At 53.9% G+C, this 20,801-nt stretch carries 15 protein-coding genes; 8 read left to right on the top strand and 7 right to left on the bottom strand.

Annotation, left to right across the window (positions count from 1 at the left end; all coding sequences use genetic code 11):
- Positions 1-24: 24 nt before the first annotated feature.
- Positions 25-999, bottom strand: a complete 975-nt coding sequence (locus HMF8227_RS01230; protein ID WP_109338447.1) for a class 1 fructose-bisphosphatase — start codon at positions 997-999, stop codon at positions 25-27.
- A 162-nt stretch (positions 1,000-1,161) separates the two neighbouring features.
- Between HMF8227_RS01230 and HMF8227_RS01225 the strand changes: the two genes are divergently transcribed.
- Positions 1,162-1,773, top strand: coding sequence for a flavin prenyltransferase UbiX (locus HMF8227_RS01225; RefSeq protein ID WP_109338446.1), 612 nt, complete (start codon positions 1,162-1,164; stop codon positions 1,771-1,773).
- 7 nt (positions 1,774-1,780) lie between these two features.
- Here HMF8227_RS01225 and HMF8227_RS01220 read toward each other — a convergent pair whose 3' ends face one another.
- Entirely contained in the window at positions 1,781-3,235 is a 1,455-nt protein-coding gene (locus HMF8227_RS01220; RefSeq protein WP_420820545.1) for an NAD-dependent succinate-semialdehyde dehydrogenase, read from the bottom strand.
- 66 nt (positions 3,236-3,301) lie between these two features.
- Complete coding sequence (locus HMF8227_RS01215) at positions 3,302-4,738, bottom strand: tryptophan halogenase family protein (protein ID WP_275425511.1); 1,437 nt, start codon at positions 4,736-4,738, stop codon at positions 3,302-3,304.
- 213 nt (positions 4,739-4,951) lie between these two features.
- Between HMF8227_RS01215 and HMF8227_RS01210 the strand changes: the two genes are divergently transcribed.
- From HMF8227_RS01210 to HMF8227_RS01185, 6 genes are all read left to right on the top strand, one after another.
- On the top strand, positions 4,952-5,665 hold the full coding sequence (locus HMF8227_RS01210) for a SapC family protein (RefSeq protein ID WP_109338443.1): 714 nt from the start codon (positions 4,952-4,954) through the stop codon (positions 5,663-5,665).
- Between the two features lie 3 nt (positions 5,666-5,668).
- A complete protein-coding gene (locus tag HMF8227_RS01205; RefSeq protein ID WP_109338442.1) occupies positions 5,669-7,228 on the top strand; it encodes a tryptophan halogenase family protein in 1,560 nt (519 codons plus the stop codon).
- Positions 7,229-7,255: 27 nt separating this feature from the next.
- Complete coding sequence (locus tag HMF8227_RS01200; RefSeq protein ID WP_109338441.1) at positions 7,256-8,401, top strand: glycoside hydrolase family 10-like protein; 1,146 nt, start codon at positions 7,256-7,258, stop codon at positions 8,399-8,401.
- A 150-nt stretch (positions 8,402-8,551) separates the two neighbouring features.
- On the top strand, positions 8,552-11,212 hold the full coding sequence (locus HMF8227_RS01195) for a TonB-dependent receptor (protein ID WP_162558444.1): 2,661 nt from the start codon (positions 8,552-8,554) through the stop codon (positions 11,210-11,212).
- Positions 11,213-11,385: 173 nt separating this feature from the next.
- Positions 11,386-12,273 carry a ribokinase gene (locus HMF8227_RS01190; protein ID WP_109338439.1) on the top strand — a complete coding sequence of 296 codons (888 nt, stop codon included), beginning with the start codon at positions 11,386-11,388 and terminating at the stop codon, positions 12,271-12,273.
- A 14-nt stretch (positions 12,274-12,287) separates the two neighbouring features.
- Positions 12,288-13,250: a nucleoside hydrolase gene (locus HMF8227_RS01185; protein WP_109338438.1), complete on the top strand. Its 963-nt coding sequence runs from the start codon at positions 12,288-12,290 to the stop codon at positions 13,248-13,250.
- Here HMF8227_RS01185 and gabT read toward each other — a convergent pair.
- Both gabT and HMF8227_RS01175 read right to left on the bottom strand, forming a co-directional pair.
- Positions 13,219-14,505, bottom strand: coding sequence for a 4-aminobutyrate--2-oxoglutarate transaminase (gabT, locus tag HMF8227_RS01180; RefSeq protein WP_109338437.1), 1,287 nt, complete (start codon positions 14,503-14,505; stop codon positions 13,219-13,221). The two genes, HMF8227_RS01185 and gabT, sit on opposite strands and share 32 nt — an antisense overlap.
- Complete coding sequence (locus HMF8227_RS01175) at positions 14,502-15,944, bottom strand: NAD-dependent succinate-semialdehyde dehydrogenase (RefSeq protein ID WP_109338436.1); 1,443 nt, start codon at positions 15,942-15,944, stop codon at positions 14,502-14,504. Before HMF8227_RS01175 ends, gabT begins: the two co-directional genes overlap by 4 nt.
- 104 nt (positions 15,945-16,048) lie before the next feature.
- Between HMF8227_RS01175 and HMF8227_RS01170 the strand changes: the two genes are divergently transcribed.
- Positions 16,049-17,005 (top strand): LysR family transcriptional regulator, encoded by a 957-nt coding sequence (locus tag HMF8227_RS01170; RefSeq protein WP_109338435.1) that lies wholly within the window; start codon positions 16,049-16,051, stop codon positions 17,003-17,005.
- On the opposite strand, the gene HMF8227_RS01165 is transcribed toward HMF8227_RS01170, so the two are convergent.
- Complete coding sequence (locus HMF8227_RS01165) at positions 16,995-18,317, bottom strand: tetratricopeptide repeat-containing sulfotransferase family protein (protein WP_109338434.1); 1,323 nt, start codon at positions 18,315-18,317, stop codon at positions 16,995-16,997. The two genes, HMF8227_RS01170 and HMF8227_RS01165, sit on opposite strands and share 11 nt — an antisense overlap.
- 34 nt (positions 18,318-18,351) lie before the next feature.
- The gene (locus HMF8227_RS01160; RefSeq protein ID WP_109338433.1) at positions 18,352-20,775 is read right to left on the bottom strand and encodes a TonB-dependent receptor; all 2,424 of its coding nucleotides are present in this window, start codon (positions 20,773-20,775) and stop codon (positions 18,352-18,354) included.
- Between the last annotated feature and the right edge of the window lie 26 nt (positions 20,776-20,801).

Genomic DNA, 20,801 nt, shown 5'->3' with positions numbered 1-20,801 from the left:
AAATCCTCCTGAGCCCGAGGCACTTTAAGACTCTTTGTAATACTCCAGACAGGCGTTCACTTCCCCCGCGGAGCCCATAATCACAGGAACCCTCTGGTGAATATCCTCCGGCATGATATCCAGAATATCGTGCTCGCCAGTGGAAGCCTTACCTCCAGCCTGTTCCATTAGGAAAGCCATTGGGTTGGCCTCGTACATGAGTCGCAGCTTGCCTGCTTTTCCTGGGTCGCGATAATCAAACGGATAGGCAAAAATCCCGCCGCGACATAGCATCCGGTGAATATCCCCCACCATGGCTGCTACCCAACGCATATTGTAATTTTTGCCCCGAGGACCATCGCTGCCCGCCAGCAGGTCGTTAACATACGCCTGCATCGGTCCCTGCCAGTGGCGCTGGTTTGACATATTAATGGCAAATTCCTGAGTCTGTTCAGGCACTTTGACATTCTCACGGGTTACCAGGAAACCGCCGTGGGTCTTATCCAGTGTATACATGTGGGTGCCATTACCGGTGCTCATTACCAGCATGGTTGACGGACCATAGAGCACATACCCTGCTGCTACCTGCTGAGTACCAGGCTGCAAGAAGGCTTTAGGGTCATCCCCTTCCAGCCACTGAGGCGCATGCATGATGCTAAAGATGGTACCGATCAGGCTGTTAATATCGGAATTAGAAGAACCATCCAGGGGGTCAAAGCTCACAAGGTATTTCCCTTCGGGGTGGCAGGCGATGACATCGTCTTCTTCCTCTGAGGATATTGCCTTTACGTAGCCCGACTCGCTGAGAATATCCTTGATGATCTGATTGGAGATGACATCCAGCTTCTTCTGGCGTTCGCCCTGCACATTTTCGCTCAGGGTAGAGCCCAGTACACCGGCCAGAGCGCCCTGACTAACGCGGAAGGAAATTTCCTTACAGGCTGCCAGCAGAGTGCGGATAAGCAAAATCAGCTCAAGAGGACAACCGTCTTCCTGAAGTTGGGTGTTGAGTCGTTTCATGGTTCAGACCTTATATTATTTTGTAGGGTTGGCACGCAGAGTTGTCTCTGTCTTATTAGTGCCGCTATTGTAACCAAGAATCCTGCCGCTGTCCTCGCTGAGCTTTGCCAACTGTGGCTTTTACGGCATAATCCCAGTGAATTAACCCGCATAGGAGCTCTTATGCCCAAGCCCATTACTCTGGCCATCACCGGCGCTTCAGGAGCCCCTTATGCTCTGCGTTTACTGGAGGTGTTGCTTAACAGTGATACCCCGGTGTATTTGCTCATCTCTTCCGCTGCCCGGGTGGTGCTGGCGACAGAGCAGGACTGGCAACTGCCAGCCAATCCACAAAAGGCCAGTGAGATGCTGTGCCAGCACTTCGGCGCATCGCATGATCAGCTTAACGTGTTCGGCAAGGAAGACTGGTTCTCACCGGTGGCCTCCGGCTCGGCCGCGCCTAAGCAGATGGTGGTCTGCCCTTGCTCCACGGGCACCTTATCGGCCATCGCCTGCGGTGCCAGTGATAATCTGATCGAGCGCGCTGCCGATGTCGTTTTAAAGGAGCGCGGCCAGTTGATTCTGGTGCCAAGGGAGATGCCGCTGTCCAGCCTGCATCTGGAGAACATGCTCAAGCTGTCCCAGATGGGGGTAACCTTAATGCCCGCCTCACCCGGGTTTTACCACCAGCCCAAGTCTATCGACGATCTGGTGGATTTCGTGGTGGCCCGGATTCTGGACCACCTGGGACTGGAGCAAAGCCTGATGCAGCGCTGGGGCTACGACCAACGCTAGTACCTGATCAACCTAAGCCACCCAGCGCCAGATATTTGATTTCCAGATAGTCATCCAGTCCGTACTTGGAACCTTCACGGCCAAAGCCGGATTGTTTCATGCCGCCAAAGGGTGCAGCCGCATTGGAAATCGCCCCTTCGTTCACGCCAACAATGCCGTAATCCAGCCCTTCGCTGACCCGCCAGATTCGGCCAATATCCCGAGCATAGAAGTAAGAAGCCAGACCAAAGTCAGTGTCATTAGCAAGCTCAATGGCCTGCTTTTCATCCTTGAAGGGGATGAGCGGCACCACGGGACCAAAGATCTCATTGCAAGACAGTGGCATATCTGGGCCGACATTCGATAGCACCGTCGGCTCGAAAAACAGACTTTCGTCGTCAGCCGGTTCACCGCCCACTTCAATTTTGGCGCCCTGAGCCACTGAGTCCTTCACCAGCTTGGCAACCTTCTCAAGCGCGGCACTGTTAATCAGCGGCCCGATGGTGACTCCATCATCCAGACCGTTGCCCATTTCCAGAACTTTGACTCTCTCCAGAAGCTTGGCTTTAAAGGCGTCATACACCGAGTCCTGCACCAGAACCCGATTCGCACAGATACAAGTCTGTCCGGCATTGCGGAATTTGGACGCCATAAGCCCTTCTACGGCTGCGTCCAGATCGGCATCATCAAACACCATAAAGGGAGCGTTACCCCCCAGTTCCATAGACACCTTTTTAACCGTATCAGCGCACTGCTTGATCAGCGTTTTGCCTACTTCTGTTGAACCGGTGAAGGTAAACTTGCGGACCCGATCATCCTGGGTGAGCACCTTACCGACGCCTTTCGAATCAGTGCTGGTAACCACATTAAAAACCCCCGCCGGAATACCGGCCTGATGCGCCAGCTCCGCCATGGCCAATGCCGACAGCGGGGTTTCCGAGGCGGGTTTAACCACAAAGGTACAGCCTGCCGCCAGGGCAGCAGCGGCTTTTCGGGCTATCATGGCATTGGGGAAATTCCACGGCGTAATTGCCGTCACGACACCGACGGGCTGTTTAAGCACCATGATACGGTTGTCGGGCGATGGCCCAGGGATAGTATCGCCGTATACCCGTAATGCTTCCTCGGCAAACCACTTCACAAAACTGGCCCCGTAGGCAATCTCACCCTTAGCTTCGGCCAACGGCTTACCCTGCTCTTCGGTGAGCAGTTCTCCCAATGCCTGTTGATTGTCCATCATCAACTGATACCACTTCATCAACAGCTCACTGCGCTCACCGGCGGTCTTATTTTTCCAGCCCGAAAATGCCTTATGAGCGGCCCCGATGGCGGACGTCACCTGCTCAGGGCTTAAGTCTGCAACCTTGACCAGTTCACTGCCATCGTAGGGGTTGGTAACCGAAAACTCGTCTGTCGCCGAGATCCATTGCCCGTCAACAAAGGCCTTATCTTTGATTAACGCCTGTTTCTTCAGTGTCATGATGTTCTCTTGTTCGGGGGTTTATCATTCAACATAGCCCCGAGACCGGATATCTCAACCCCGACAGGCTCAAAGGTAGTCAGTTTGATCAGTAAAACGCTCGGCCAGCGGCCGGAAGAAGCGCTCCGCGTAGCTGGCAGGCGTCCCAACGCAAGGCTGTGCAGGCACATCGGGAAGCAGGCCGCTACCGGCTAACAGGCAGTACCAACTGGGTCTGAAATACACTAACTCGGATTCCATCTCCGTTAAAACCGGCTCAAGTTCCGCGCCAGTGCGCCAGGTATCCAGAATTGCCTGTAAGCGATCGGAAGCTGGAGTCTGCTCGCGGTTATCCCGCCAATAGGGCGTATCTTGGCGGCCATTGGTCTTGTAGTGAGCAACGATATAATCCCGAACACCGTCGAACATTCGGTTTACCTCTTGATTAAAACAATGTTCGGGGGAGCCCTTTATCAGCGCCCGAGCAAACCGCTCGACGGTAAACTGCACCAGCATCAATGCTGTGGCTTCAAGAGGTTCAATAAAGCCTTGCGATAAGCCCACTGCCAGACAGTTGTTCTGCCAGTGCTTTTCGACCCTGCCCACCTTCATAGACAGGCGCCGGGCGGGAATCTCATCGCCAACTTGCAAATAGCGCCGCAACTCTGTCTCGGCTTGGTCAGGCGATTGATAGTTACTGCTAAACACATAGCCAAAGCCAGTGCGCCGTATCAGCGGGATACGCCAGGCCCAGCCATTCGATAACGCTTCGGAACGGGTCTCACTGACCAGGACCTGTTCATAATCACGGGGCAACTGGATAGCGACAGCGCTGTCATTGAGCAAGTTATCGGCAAAGGAACAAAAAGGCACACCCAGGTTTTGTTGTAACAGCTTGCTGGCAAAGCCGGTACAGTCGATAAAAAAGTCTGCGGCTACCGCTTCACCGTCGGCGGTGATCACCGAAGCTATATCGCCACTGGGATGGCGGCGCACGGCGTCGATGGTATTCAGACGATGCCTGATCCCTCGCTGAATGCCAACTTTCTTCAGATACTGCCCCAGCAATCCGGCATCGAAGTGATAGGCATAATCCAGATGAAAGGCATTATCCGGCACTTTCGGCGCCTTACCCTGACTGGCGAGATAGTGAGCCAGGAAAAAGCGATCCGGCTGAGCTTCTGCCATCTGTCCGCGACGCCTTAAGTTGGCATTGACAAAAAACGCCTCACCAGGCTCTTTATCCACACCAGAATAAAAAGGATGGAAGTAAGAGCCATGTTCAGGGTTGTCGCTCCAGCTGGGAAAACGAATTCCGCACTTAAAGGTTGCCTGACACTCTGACATCCACTCACGCTCAGACAGGCCAATGGCACTAAAAAACTGGCGAATGTATGGGGTGGTCCCCTCTCCTACGCCGATGGTGCCAATCTGTTCCGACTCCATCAACGAGACTCGCACTCCGTACTCCGAAAGCTGCTGATTCAGCAACAGAGCACTCATCCAGCCGGCAGTTCCGCCGCCCACAATTAAAATATGTGGTCCCTGTTCGGACCCTTTCTTCAGTTCTAGCAAACGGCTATCTACCCTACTCAGTTATGCGAAAACCATGGCGATCCTGCGACCTCCACCCTGTGAAGAGAGTGAATAATTTATCATTTGCATTATTCATAACGCAGGAATAACCTAATTCTAACCAAATACCAACACCCTAAACCAGATTTTAATACGAGGTCATTCATGGTCAGCGCCGTAGCCGTACTCACGCCAGACGAACACTCCAGCCTTAAGCTTAACCGCCAACAACAGGATTTGTCCCATTGCCGGGACAAGCATATGGTGGCGCTGACCGCTGCCGAGTTTCCCCAGGCCGGCGGCAGTTTCCCAATTCTTTTTGTTCAGGACCCGGACTCCGGCGAATTTCGCAGCATCGGCCTGTTGGGCCTTCAGCCGGGGCAAAATCTAATGGTTGAAGACAATCGCTGGCTTGCCAGCTATATGCCCTTATCCTTACGCAATTACCCGTTCTTACTGGTAAGCGGAAACGATGGAGACCAGGAGCACCAAGCCATCGGTGTCGACACCAATAGCCCTAACCTGAGCCAAACTGAGGGGGAGCCGCTGTTTGATGACACTGGCGAACCCAGCCCCTTACTGGAGCAGATTCGGGATCAACTCGCGCAAACCCACCAACAGGCCACCGTCACCAGCCACCTTTTAAATGAACTGGCGCAACATAAAGTATTCAAGCCTCAGCACATTAATATCAAGCAGCCCGACGGCAGCACCCAGACCGTTGAGGGGTTTTACTGTATCAGTCAGCAGAAACTCAATGAATTAGATGCGGAGACCTTTATTCGCTGGCGCGATCAGGGGTACTTACCGGCGATTTACGCTCACCTGGCATCGCTCAACACAGTGCATGAGTTGGTTAAGCGTTTGCATCAGGACTGAGCCATGAATCAGTCGATACAACGTATTTTGGTTGTCGGCGGAGGCACCGCCGGCTGGCTATCCGCCGCTTATCTGGCCAAGTCTCTGCGCGTCGCCGATCCAAACTCACCCTACAGGATCAGTCTGGTTGAATCGCCGGATATTCCCACCATCGGTGTGGGCGAAGGCACCTGGCCAACCCTGCGCAATACATTGCGCCATCTTGGTATCTCAGAAACTCGTTTTCTGCGTCAGTGCTGCGCCAGCTTTAAACAGGCTTCGAAATTTATCGACTGGCAGCAAAGTCCCAAAAATGGCCAGCACAATCATTATTATCACCTGTTCGATCTGCCCGGCATGCACTGGCCCTTCAGCCCGGCCGGTTACTGGGCTGCCGGACTAGCCGGAGACACACCTTACGCCGACGCGATCTCAGTTCAGGCCAAGGTCTGCGAGGCTGGCCTGGCACCCAAACAGATCACCACGCCCGACTATCAGGGGCTACTCAATTACGCCTACCATCTGGATGCAGGCAAATTTGCAGAGCTGCTCACAGAGGTGGCGACCGGGGAATTAGGCGTCACTCATATCCAGGCCAACGTGACCGAGGTCCAGAAGCATAACAATGGTGATATCGCCGCCGTCGGCACGGACAGAGCGGGTCTGCTGGAGGCGGACTTATTTATCGATTGCACCGGGTTTCAGTCATTGTTGCTGGGACAAAGTCTGGAGGTTCCTTTTAAGTCATTAAGTGATGTGCTGTTTACCGACCGCGCTGTGGTTGCCCAAGTCCCCCATACTAACGAGGATACCGAACTGGCTTCCTGCACCCTATCCACAGCGCAACAGGCAGGTTGGATCTGGGATATCGGCCTCACCAACCGCCGTGGTGTGGGCCATGTGTACAGCAGCAACCATACCGATAAGACGACAGCAGAGGAAAGTTTGCGTCGCTACATTGGCAGCGGCCATGACGCATTAAATTACCGTCACCTGAGTATGCAAGTGGGCCACAGAGAGAAATTCTGGCACCGCAACTGTGTGGCCATTGGCCTGTCCGCTGCCTTTATGGAGCCCCTGGAAGCCAGTGCCATCTTCCTTATTGAGGCGGCGTGTTACATGGTCGCTGACCAGTTCCCCAAGAATCGCCAGGTCATGGACACCATCGCCGGTCAGTTTAACGACTCTTTTCGCACTCGCTGGCAAAAGGTAGTGGACTTTATCAAGCTGCACTATGTGCTTTCAGGGCGCACCGATAACGCCTTCTGGCTGGATAATAAAGACCCGTCCAGTATCCCGGACAGCCTAAAACAAAAGCTTGAGCTCTGGCGTCACCAATTACCCAGCCGCTACGACTTCAGCTTTGCCTTTGAGCCTTTCACTCAGGAAAGCTATGAGTTTATCTTGTTCGGCATGACCCCAGGCAAGTTGCCTGAGGCCGGGCCGTTGGATCCGGATTTGGCTTCCCGGGCCCGAGAACAATTCGAGCGCATTCAGACCGCCTGGACTCAGGTGAACTCGGACCTCCCCTCCCACCGGGCGCTACTCAACCGGGTGCAACAACAAGGCTTCTACCCAAGCTAAATCACTCTCTACCAAAGGTTCGATCCTATGCGTTTTATACTCTCTTTGATGCTGATGTTCAGCGCCAGTACCATGGCGCAAACGACATCATCCTTGCCTGAAGCGGTGCGCGGTGTGTGGCTCACCAATGTAGCGTCTGAGGCCCTGCACAGCCAAACAAATATTCAACAGGCTGTTGATCTGTGCGCCGACATTGGCATTAACACCATCTTTGTGGTGACCTGGAATAAGGCTCAGACCCTATATCCCTCGGCGATCATGAAGCAGCTGACCGGCGTTGCCATGGATCCGCTCATGGACCCCAAAAATGTCGGCAGGGATCCGTTGCAGGAGCTTATTGATGCCGCCCACGCCAGGAACATCAAAGTCTTCGCCTGGTTCGAATTTGGCTTCGCCGCCTCTTACGACGAGCAGGGTGGCGTGCTGATAGACAAAAAGCCACACTGGCAAGCAATGGACCAACACGGCCGGTTAGCCAGTAAGAATCGTTTTGAGTGGCTGAACGCCTTCGACCCGGACGTACAGGATTTTATGACTTCTCTGGTACTTGAGGTGGTGAATAACTATGACATCGACGGTGTTCAAGGCGATGATCGCCTGCCTGCGCTACCTTCCAATGCCGGTTACAACCCGGATGTCGTCGCCGAGTATCGCCAACAGCATAATGGCGCCGAGCCGCCCAGAGATCATAAAGATCCCGACTGGGTTCAGTGGCGGGCCGACAAACTGAGCCAATACGCGCAGACACTCTATCAGGCCGTTAAGAACGCCGATCCGGAAGTGATCGTCTCCTGGTCACCTTCCGTCTACCCTTGGTCCAAAAAGGAATATTTGCAGGACTGGCCGCAGTGGGTCCGCCAGGGCAGTGTCGACCTACTCATTCCCCAGGTCTATCGCTACGACATCGACAACTACCGTCAGACCTTAAAAGACAATATTCAGGCCATGCCCGACTCGGCTCAGGCCCGTTTTTTCCCCGGAATGTTGATACAAGTCGATGACTACAACCCCGACGATGAATTTTTTATTCGCATGCTTCAGGCCAATCGAGAAGCAGGTTTACTCGGGGAAGTGTTCTTCTTTTATGAGGGACTCAGGCATTATGCACAGCCTTTAAAGCAGCACTATCAGGCGAATCCTGTGCGCTTTCCCAGCTGGATCGATAAGGAATAACTTAAACAAAAAACAATTGGTAAAATGGAATATAATATTTGACCTTTGTAAACGGCTTGTATAAGTTTGTTAATGACGGTGTATTTTTTAAGCGGTAATGACACCGTTGTCATAAAGAAAAATAACCGATGTAGGGAACGGAGAGAATTCATGCACACAAAATCCAAGATATGGCGTTTATCAGCCCTGGCAGCAGCCATGGTTACCGCCTACCAAGCACCTGCACTAGCGCAGGAAGAAGACAAAAAAGACGATCAGAAAGACGTCGAAGTCATTCAGATTCGCGGCTTTGCTGCGTCTCAACAGGAAAACCTGAACGTAAAGCGTTTTTCATCTCAGGTGGTGGATGCCATCACGGCTGAAGATATCGGTAAATTCCCGGATAAGAACGTCGGTGACGCCCTGCAGCGGATTCCCGGTGTCGCGGTTGAACGTCGCTTTGGTGAAGCTGACGGCGTCAGTATTCGTGGCTTAGACCCGTCTCTGAGCATGACTTATCTTAATAATCAGGCCATCGCGACGGCGCAATGGTTCGAGGGCTACCGTCCTACTCGCGGCTTCCGTTCTGATATGCTGGCCTCTGAGCTGGTAGCTGGCCTTGAAGTATACAAGTCTCCTCAGGCCGATCTGAACGCAGGTTCCATTGGCGGCACCGTCAATATCAAGACTCGTCGCCCGCTGGATCTGGACCCGAACATTTTCCGCGGCTCCATTGAATATCAATATTCAGAAAACGCCGAACGGTGGGATCCCGCCCTTTCCGGTCTTTACAGCTGGAAGAGTGAAGACGAAACCTGGGGCGTACTGGCGACCGTTTCCCATCAGGAACGATTTACTACCTATGATGGCATGGAAAACTATTATGGTGCCGGCATCAGCAATAAGCTTGTTGATGACACCAGCGGTGCAACCAATGCCACCTGGGGGGCCGGGCACGCGGTTTTCCAGCAACAGCGTGAACGAAGCGCTTTCAATCTGACCGCCCAGTACCGCCCAACCGACGCACTGGATATTACCGCTAACTACCTGCATTTCTCGCTGGCGGCCAATAACGTTAACTCAAACTACCTGGTGGTTCCCGGCCGTGCGGGCACAATCCGCAATGTCACCGACACTCAGGAATTTGGTGCCGGAACGGGTGCATTGAAACACGATATTTATTTAAGCGACATAACCGGCGATCCCGGCAATGATTACTGGTTTGGTCCTGACACCTTCTTCCGTAATACCGAGCCTACCGCCGAAACCTTCGATGTAGAAATCGACTATCAACATGATAACTTCGACGCTCACTTCCAGCTCGGTCAAACCGAGGCTTCTGGCGATATCAAAGTGTTTGGTTTCTTCGGTAAGATCAACACCTCTAATATGGATCAGGCCGGTCTGACTGGCGACGAGCAACTGACACTGGATCTGACCGGCAATAAGCTTGGGGTGACCTTTGATGGTTTCGACCCGACCGATCCCAATAGCTACCCATTAGAATTCCGTGAAGACAACGCTCATATTACCGACTCCAACAAGCAGCGCTATGCTCAGGCAGACTTTGAGATTCCGGTAGACATGGGTCCTGTAATAGCGATTAAAACCGGTCTGAAGTATCACACCCTGACTCAGGAACGTCACCTGTATAACTTCACCAGTAACATTCCCGACAGTATTCTGGAGAACACGCCCACTATCGGCGACCTGTCATTTGTGGATACTGAGTGCGGCTTGTTTGAGGGACAGCGTAAGGACACAACGTTAACCTGTCTGCCCCTGTTTGATCTGAACGGCGTTAAAGATTTCTCACTGGAGTATGCGGGCTTTACCAAACAACGTGAGTCGCTGAATGACTTCTACGAAATCACCGAAGATCGTATCGCCGCCTACGCGATGGCCAAGTTCGACGGTGAAAACTACCGAGGCAACTTCGGTTTGCGCTACGTGGATTATCAACTGGATTCCATCGCTAACCAATACAATGCCGGTGATGATGTCTGGATCGAAAACGTTAAAACCGAGAACGATTACACGGAAGTGCTGCCTAGCCTGAACCTGGCGTACAACATTAATGAAGATCTGATCGTCCGCTTTGCGGCCGCCAAGGTCATTGCTCTGCCTAACTACGAAGACCTGAAGAATACCTTCAGTTTCAACGATACCACCTTCACTGGCTCAGCGGGTAACCCCTTCCTGAATCCCTGGAGTGCCAAGCAGTTCGATTTAGGCATCGAGTGGTACTTTGATGAAGCGTCTCTGGCGAGCATCACATACTTCCGCAAGGACATTGACGACTTCCTGTTTGGATTCAGCGCCGAAGAATCGGTACCCGGTTATGAACAAAAATTTATCATCAACCGTACCCGTAATGGTGGTTCTGCAGAATTGGATGGTATTGAAGCCCAATTCCAGACCGAACTCGGCTATGGCTTTGGTATGGTCGCCAACTACACCTGGACTGATGCATCCGTTACCAATGAAGAAGGCGTATCCGGCCTGAACCTTCCCGGTAACTCAGAGAAAATGTGGAACGTCACAGGTTACTGGGAGAATGAGACCTACAGTGCCCGGATTATGGCGAACCACCGCGGTGGCTTCTTTAACGGATTCCGTATCGGCACAGCGTCTCTGACCGAGGACTTTACCTCTGTGGATGTGGCGTTATCAGCCGAGGTCAACGAATACCTGACCCTTAACCTGCAGGGTCTGAACCTGACCGGTGAGCTGTATCGCACCCAGAACTCTCAGGAGAACTGGGGCGGGATCTTCCAGCTTATCAATGATGGTGGTACCCGTTGGTTTGTGAACGCTTCTGTGAAGTTCTAACCACAGGATACTCTGGCAAGAATTTGCCCTCTCGCTGGAGTTGTTTCGGCCGGTCCTTTGGACCGGCCTTTTTATTTTTACAAGTGGGACTGATCAACTCGCCTTGCCCGATTGCGACTGGCTCAACAAGTCTCTAAAGTAGTCCCATCCAGTAACAGGCTCTGGGAATCTCCATGGCGGTATATAATTTCGGTTCCATCAACTGGGACCATGTGTTTACCGTGCCACATCTGGTGCGCACAGGTGAAACGCTCTCCAGCCTCGGTTATCAGGTATTTCTCGGTGGTAAGGGAGCAAATCAGTCAGTGGCCCTCGCAAAAGCAGGCGCCGACGTTCACCATATCGGCGCATTAAAGCAATCTGATCCGGCCTTAGAGCATTTGACCTCGCTCGGGGTCTGCACTTCAGGGATAGAGCAATTAGACATAGCCACGGGCCAGGCCATGATTCAGGTGATGCCTGACGGGGATAACGCCATTGTATTGAGCCCTGGCGCCAACCACCGCAATCATTTGTCCTGGCTCGAGCGGCAATTAGCTAATGCCGAAAGCGACGACTGGCTGCTGTTGCAAAATGAGACCAACCTCATCGAGGCCGCCGCCAATAAAGGGCAGCAGCACAGTATGAAAGTCGCCTTTAACCCCGCCCCCATGGATAAAGATAAGGTGCACAGACTGTTGTCGTTATTGGATCTGCTCATCATTAACCAGATAGAGCTCACCGACTTAACCGGCACCGAGGATCTGGAAAACGCCCTGCAACAGCTTCATCATCAGGCCCCGAGCCTGGCGATACTGGTCACTCTGGGAAGCCGGGGCGCCCTTTACCAGAGCACCACCGAACGGGTCTCAACTCAGGGCTTTCGGGTACAGGCGGTGGATACCACCGGAGCGGGCGATACCTTTATCGGCTATTTTATTGCCGCACTGGATAATGGCCTGACTCCCTCGACGGCACTCTCTCAGGCTTCTGCGGCTGCTGCCATCAGTGTTACCCAGCACGGCGCTATGGACGCCATCCCCAATGCCGATGAAGTGCATTACTTTATGGACAATTACTGATATCGAACGCATCTATGACCACTACAAAGACTAAGATCATCATCGACACCGACCCTGGCGTCGACGACGCCCTGGCCATTTGCATGGCGCTGAATAGCCCCGAGTTGCGAGTAAAAGCGCTGACCACCGTGTTCGGTAATGTCAGCGTCGAGCAGGCCACTCAAAACGCGCTTTTTCTGTCTCAGTTTGCACATGACTTACCTGTGTATACCGGGGCTGCTGCACCTTTGATAATTCCGCCTAATGGGTATCCCGCTCATGTCCATGGTCAAGGCGGCTTCGGTGACTTTCCTCTGCCCACAATGCCAGCGGATTTATTGGCCCAGTCACTGCCTGCGGCCGACTACCTGGTTCAGGCCACCCGCGAGGAGCCTGGAGATATCACGCTAGTGGCGCTGGGCCCACTGACGAACCTGGCACTGGCACTGCAACTCGACCCCTCGATGACCCAAAGGGTAAAACAAGTGGTTGTGATGGGTGGTGCGGCTCATACTACAGGCAACGTGTCACCCGTGGCCGAGGCTAATATGTACGCCGATCCGCACGCTGCGGATTTAGTCTTTGGTGCCGACTGGCCCATCACAATGGTAGGACTGGATGTCACCGAAAAAACCATACTCAACGAGGCCCTGTTAGCCACACTACCTGATGACACTCAGGGCCAGTTTCTAAAGCAGGCCAGCGCCTTTTACATCGACTTTTACCGCCAGGCCATGGGCTTGGATGGCTGTATGGTGCATGACCCCTCCACCATCGCCTATCTGCTGAATCCCGCTTTATTTAACCATGAGCCAGGTAGGGTCCGCGTGATCGCAGAAGGCCTGGCCATCGGCCAGACCGCTATCGCCCCACCTCACCTTGAGTTTATGCAGGCCGGTTGGGAAGACGTTCCGGTTAACAATATCTGCACCGACGTGGACAGCCAGGGCGTGCTGGATACTCTGCTCAGCGCACTACGCAATCGTCAAACAGCTTAGTCAGCGCCTGCAAGCCTTCTGTCAGATGCTTTTCAGGGATGGTCAGCGGCGGCAATAAACGAATTACATTGCCATAGAACCCACAGGCCAAGAGGATAAGCCCGTACTCACTGGCTTTGCCAATAAGGGCTTTGGTCAGCTCTGGATTCGGCTTATCGGCCTGGCCGTCTTTAACCAACTCCATGGCGATCATGGCTCCGGCACCGCGTACTTCGCCGACAAGATCCGGGTAGCGTTGTTTCAGCGCGCCCAGCGTTTCCATAAACTGATGCTCAATCCACCTGGCTTTCTCAAGCAGCGACTCTTGCTCAATTACATCCAATACCGCCAGCGCCGCCGCACAACCAAGGGGGGAGCCTCCATAGGTACCCCCTAAGCCACCGGCAGGGGGCGCATCCATGATCGCCGCTTTTCCCACCACCGCCGAAATAGGTACGCCTCCGGCAATGCCTTTGGCCATGGTCATAATATCGGCTTCGATGCCCGCTGCCTCGGTGTAAAACCAATGCCCGGTGCGGGCAAAACCGGACTGGATTTCATCGCAGATCAGCACAATGCCATGCTGATCACACAGCTTACGCAATGCCTGCAGTAACTCAGGCGGAGCCACATAGAAACCCCCTTCGCCCTGGATCGGCTCAATAATAATGGCCGCCACATCGCTGGGAGCAATGTCCACTTTAAACAGGGTTTCTAAGCCTTTAAGCGCATCTTTCACCGACACACCATGCAGCTTCGAAGGGAAAGGTGCGTGATAGATCTCACCGGGAAAAGGACCAAACTTGTCCTTGTAGGGCGTTATCTTGCCGGTCAGCCCCATGGTCAGGTTGGTGCGGCCATGAAATCCGCCGTTGAAGGCCACCACTCCCCGACGACCGGTATGAGCACGGGCGATTTTCACCGCGTTTTCCACCGCCTCGGCCCCCGTCGTCACAAAAATCGCTTTCTTATCACTGTCGCCGGGCGCCAACTGAGTTAAACGTTCGGCCAGTGCCACCGCCGATTCATAAGGGTTGATCATGACACAGGAGTGGCTAAAGTGAGCAACTTGCTGTTGCACCGCCTCCACCACCTTGGGATGGGCATGCCCTGTGTTACACACCGCGATGCCGGTGCCGAAGTCCAGATAACGATTGCCTTCGACATCCCAAACCTCGGCATTGTCAGCCCGTTCGACAAAAATTGGATACAGGTTGCCCTGTCCTTGCGCAAACACCTTTTGCTTGCGCGTTTGAAGTGATGCATTGGTACTCATGCTAAGCCTCCCAAACAGCGGTATTGAATATTCAGATAATCATCCAGCCCATATTTGGACCCTTCCCGGCCATAACCGGATTGTTTAATGCCGCCAAAGGGCGCGGTGGGATTGGAAATAGCCCCCTCGTTGATACCCACCATCCCAAACGCCAAACCATTCGCCACTCGATGAACCCGACCAATATCCCGGCTGTAGAAATAACTGGCCAGTCCATACTCGGTTTGGTTGGCAAGCTCTATGGCCTGTTGTTCATCGGAAAAAGACAGCACCGCCACCACCGGGCCGAAAATCTCCTCCTGTGCCAGAGGCATGGATTCGGTCACGCCGGTAACCAGGGTGGGCGGGTAGAATGCACCGCCCTTCCAGTCCCCACCTAGCAGACATTCGGCCCCCTCTGCGAGCGAGTCCTGCACCAGAGCGTGAACATTTTTGGCAGCCTGCTCGCTGATGAGCGGCCCCATATCCACCGGCTCCAGTCCATGACCCGAGCGTAAGGCCCGTATTTTTGTCTTCAGCTTGTCGACAAACTCATTCATCACCGCTTCGTGCACAATAAAGCGATTGGCGCAGACACAGGTTTGTCCGGCGTTGCGAAATTTTGACGCCATGGCGCCAGTCACCGCCGCATCGATATCGGCATCGTCAAACACAATAAAGGGCGCATTACCTCCCAACTCCATGGAGACGCGTTTGACCGTAATGGCACAGTCGGCAATCAGCTGACGACCTACCTGAGTGGACCCGGTGAAGCTAAACTTGGCGACTTTCTCAGACTGTGTCAGCACCCGGCCAATCCCTCTGGCATCGGTGCCCGTGATCACGTTCAACACGCCCTCGGGAATACCAGCCTGTTGAGCCAGTTCCGCCATAGCCAGTGCCGATAGAGGGGTTTGCGCAGCCGGACGAACCACAAAAGTACAACCAGCGGCCAGGGCAGCAGCGGCCTTGCGAGCGATCATCGCGTTGGGAAAATTCCAGGGCGTTACTGCCGCTACCACCCCCACGGGAGAGTTTTCTACCTGTATCGACTGGCTGTTTTGTAGTGGCGGTATCGTATCGCCATAAACCCGTTTGGCTTCCTCGGCGAACCATTCCACATAACCCGCCCCATACGCGATCTCACCTTTGGCCTCGGCCAGGGGTTTGCCCTGCTCCAGAGTCAGTAATCGACCCAGCGCATCCTGATGGCTCAGCATCAAGTCGAACCAGCGCCTCAGTAGTTGGCTGCGCTCTTTGGCCGTGGTCTTACACCATGATCTAAACGCCTGGCTTGCAGCCTCAATGGCTTGCTCGGCTTGCTCTGTTCCGGCATCGGCCAGCCGCGCCAAAACGGTACCACTGGCTTTATCGGTCACCTCAAAGCGGTTATCCGACTGATGCCATTGGCCGTTGATGTAAGAGCCCTGCTTCAGTAATCCTGCAAAATCCTGGTTCATTGGAATCTCATATCGAATGCGTGATGACAGCTATTGCATCAACAACGCGAAAGGCGTTAAATAACAAACATTCAACCTTTAGTTTGATTTCATAAAACTTAACGATGAGCTTGTTTCAACATCGCGCCGTGACCGAATACGACCTTAAACTGTTGCGTGTGTTTAAGGCCGTGGTGGAAAATGGCGGCTTCGCCGCCGCCGAGGACGAGCTGGGCATCACCCGTTCTACCATCAGCATTCATATGAGCAGTCTGGAAACCCGGCTGCGACTGAAGCTTTGTAGCCGGGGGCGCAGTGGCTTTGTGCTGACACCGGATGGCCAGGTGGTCTACAAGGCTTGTCTGAAACTGTTTGCCGCTTTGGGCGAGTTTTCCGGCGCGGTGTCGGGTCTGAGTCAGGCGCTGAGTGGCGAGTTGGTGATACTGCACGCCGACATTCTGGATGAACAACGGTTAGAATTGCTGGCTCAGGTTGTGGCCAGGCTCAATCAACAGGCGCCGGAGTTAACCATCACTCTGGACGGTGAGCGCATCGACCATATTGAGCAGGCGCTGCTGCGCGACAAGGCTCACATAGGTCTGTTTCCCGGCTATCGAAAAGTGGCCGGGCTGCATTATGCGCCCATGTTCCAGGAGCACCTGTACCTATGCTGCGCCCGCTCACATCCGCTGTTTGAGACAGACGATGCCAACATTGACGATGCTCTGTTGGCCGGGTTCCCGGCGGTCATGCCGGGTCTTGAGATCAGTCCGGATGGCCGGGAACAACTAAAAAAACTCAAACCCGGCGCCAGCGCCTATCAGTTTGACTCACGAAAAGCCCTGATCGCCTCAGGCCGGTTTATCGGCTATCTGCCCTACCACTATATTCAAACCGATGTCGAGCAAGGACGGTTCCGCTTTTTGAAGCCCGAGTGCTATCACTATCCCTTCGAGCAGTCCCTGGTCCATAAACAAGGCGCGGCCGAACCTAAGAAAGTGGACGTGTTTCTCGACCTAATGCAGCACCTGATAGCCCAGCAAGGTGAGAAGCTGTCTGGAACTCTGCCCCTCAGTCCATAGCTAAGCCGGCGTCGACAAAGGTTTCGTAGACATCGCTCAGCTGGGATTCGAATCGCTTCCAACGCCCCACCGAACTGGTATAGACAGGTTGTCGAACTTGGGTGGCGCTGCCCGTCGTCACACTGCGGGGCTGCTTAAAAAAGTCTAAGCACTGGCTTTCAAACGGCAATGCGCAGGCGCTGAGCAGTCGTCGCATCTGCGGCTCGGGCTGAGTGACCAACGCCTCATAGTCCACTTCGATCAGCCGTTCACCAAGTTGCTTGCGCCAGTGTTCCATCAACCGTTCATAGGCCAGCAAGTAGCGGGCAATGTCTTTTGGATCGTAAGAGTAGGGATAGGCATGGGTGAACAGGTGCTTGTAGATTGCCCATACCGCATCCATAGGATGGCGCCGCACATGGATGATTTTGGCCTTAGGTAAAGCCTTTTGGATTAGACCCGTATAAAGAAAGTTCAGCGGCAGCTTATCGGTCAGGTGAGGTCTATCGCCCTGCAAGTGCCGGGTGGCTGACAGATAGCCTTGCCCCAGTGCGTTAAAATCCAGCTTCGGGCAGGCGCCGATGGCATCGAGCACACTGCCGCTGGTGAGCTTACTCAGCATCGGCATCATGGTTTGAGAAAAGGCATTGAGTTCACCGCCCATGGCGACCTGACTGTGAGCCGCCAGGATATTTTCCACCAGAGTCGAACCGGTTCTGGGCAAGCCCAGAATAAAGATGGGACTGGCCTCACTCTTACCCGTCGGAAGACGGGCAAAATGCTCATTGTCACAGCTGGCCCGGATGGTTCTTAGGATCCGTTCGTCCTGCGCCACATCGTATTTCAGATACTTTCGTCGCAGCGACCCGCCCCTTGCTATGGCGTCGAAGGCCTGCTCATCGGCGCCTATATCCTCCAGCTCCTTGCCGAGAGCATAATACAAGTGCACACGTTGTTTTGGCGGCAGATCGGGGTTGCCGAGCTGCTGACGAAGCTCCGCTACATGATTCGAGTCGGAACACTGCGTTTTTAGCTGGCTGCGCAGATATTGCCCTTCGCCATCGGCAGGGTCCAGAGCCAGCTGACGATCCAGTGCCTGTTCGGCGGCGTCCAGCTCACCCAGCACTCGCCGGGTGGTGGCCAGATTATACCAGTAAGCCGGTTTGTCCGGATGCGCCTCGCACAAAGACTGATACAGCCGGGCCGCCTGAGCGTAATCGCCCAGGTGGCAATACCAGTAGGCGGTATCCGCTGTGACATCCGGCGACGCGGCTCTTGAGCTTAAATGATCCAGAGCCTGTTTAGCCGACAGACGATCCCCGGCCTCAATCAAAGGCCGGATCCGTTGCTCTACACTTAAAGCATTATCAAAAACGGTAATTAAAGGACACTCCTATGGTTCTTGGCTGAGTGATGTACTTCTTGGAGGCATTACCGTAGAAGTTCTCGGCCGGATCTGTCCCCATGTAGGCTTCCGACAGTACTCCGGTCACACCTTCCTCATTAAACAGGTTTTTAATATACAGGGTCGCACTCCAGTCGTCAGCATGCAGTGCCGTACTGGCATTGGCGATCCAGAAACTGTCCAGGTCGATGTCGAAGGTGGGGTTACTGCCCAGCGCATTGCGGGAGTCCGACTGATAGTAAGCGCCCACACGGCTGACCAGATAGAAGTCGGCGTTAATATCATAGTCATGCTCCAGATTGGCACTGAAAGTGTGCTCGGCGGTACTGGGCAGTCGCTCACCTTTTTCCGCTCTTAACACCTCACTGGGGTTGGCCTGAGTACCGGCTGGCACATAGAGGTCATCAGTCAGTTCCGCGTCGGTAAAGGCATACTGCAAGTTATACTGCAGGTTGTCGCTGATATAACCGCGCGTTTCCAGCTCCAGTCCCTGGGTGCGCGCCGACTCACCATTCACCGCCGCATAAAAGCCCCAGTTAGGCGTAGCCACGTTAAGCTGAGGATCTTCCCAGTTCATACGGTACAGGGTCGCGGAATAGAAAAGCTCTCCGGTGTTACCTTTAATGCCCACTTCATAATTGGTCACCCAATCGGCGTCATACGTCAGGTAGTCAGGGTTCTCGGCAAACGCCCCGGTCAAGGGTACCGCACTGGTCCCCCCGCGACGATAGCCCTCTGATACCGTGGCATACAGCATGGCTGCGTCATTCATCTGATAAGACAGGTTAAACTTGAACAGGGTATCGCTTTCTTCATTTTCGGACCGCACCTCTGAAGGCCCCGGGTAAATAGGCAGCTCAATGATGGTGTCATTGGCAATCTCATTATCGAAACGACGCACACCCAGGGTCGCATTAAGCTTGTCGCTGAAGTGATAGGTCAGCTCACCGAAGATGGACACATCTTTCACGTTACCACTGTCGCGATACAGAAAATCCTGATCGCCCAGCACGCCACCCCAGGAGGCTAATGTCTCATCGAAACCACTGGCCATGGCCCATTCAGAGAAGCCCGGCATAAAGCTGTCCTGCGTGGCTTCGGTGTCCTGATCCATATAAAAGGCCCCCACTATCCAGTCAAATGGACCATCACTATTAGACACCAGGCGCAGTTCCTGGCTCACCCCTTCATCGGCATAGGTACGGGACGCTTGCGCCATAGGGCGCGGTGAGCCGCCATAGAACCAGGCGAACCAATTGTTCTGGGCATAAAAGCCGGTGTTATCACTGATAGAGCTGCCTTCGTGTTCGTATTTTGAGGTACTGGAGGAGAGAGTCGCAAAGCCAAGGTTCCACTCCATCTCCAACGCCATCAGATCGACCTTACGTTCACTCGGCTCCCGCTGAATCGCCCCATTCTCATATTCATCATAGGCCTGCTCCTCGCCAGACACCCAGTTGGTGCCGGTGGTCACCTGACGACGTCCACCGATATCATCAGACTGGTACTGATAGGACAGCAAGGCACTGAAGGTCTCGGACGGCTCGAACAACAATGATGCGCGTCCGTAATCGATGTCCACGGTGTCGGCGTCCTCGATCTTCTCAAACAGCGGTCCACCGTTAGCGATATCGCCATTTTCCGCCACAGGCGCCCCGCTACTGTCCAGCTGATACACATTGGCATAATCCACGATGCCGTCGTTACGGATCACACCGGCGTTGGCGCGAAACGCCAGATTGTCACTAATCGGCAGGTTAATCAGGGCGTCATAATTCTGATTGATGCCCTCGGAGCCGTCGGTACGACTGATGCTGGCACTTACCGCGCCACTGGTGTAATCCAGATCGGGCCGCTTCATCTTGTAGCGCACGGTTCCGGCCAGTGCGCCCGAGCCATATAGGGTTCCCTGAGGGCCGCGCAGGACTTCCACCGCATCGATGTCTTTGAGAATAAAGTTGGCAAACAGAGGGGTATCGTTCACGTAAGAAGATACGGTTGGTGCAGCATTAAGGGCAAAGTCGCCATTGCCCGAGGAGTCCACGTTCATGCCGCGGATGATGATGTTATTCAAAACCCCTGAGTTGCGGTAGCCGCGGTCCACCGCCGTCACACCAGCGACGTTGCGGATCATCTCCACCGAGTCGACAATGTTACGGTCACTTAAATCGCTGCCGTTTATCACAGAGATGTTGTAAGGCGTTTCTTCCACCGTCGTCACCCGACGGGAGGCGGTCACCTGAATTCGTTCTACCACCTTCGCTTCATCATTGTTGTTGTCCTGGGCATAGGTGCCGGAGGACATCACCGCCATGGTGGCACTGGTCACGGCAAGTGCCAGTGGAGATAAGGTAAACAGACCGTTTTTGTGATGATTGTGTTTCATAGTCTCTTCCTGTTGGTCCTGATTAT

Origin of the sequence: Saliniradius amylolyticus, from assembly GCF_003143555.1 — a bacterium.
Lineage (GTDB): Bacteria > Pseudomonadota > Gammaproteobacteria > Enterobacterales > Alteromonadaceae > Saliniradius > Saliniradius amylolyticus.
The sequence above is the reverse complement of the archived record's forward strand: the minus strand, read 5'-3'. Positions and strand labels throughout refer to the sequence as shown.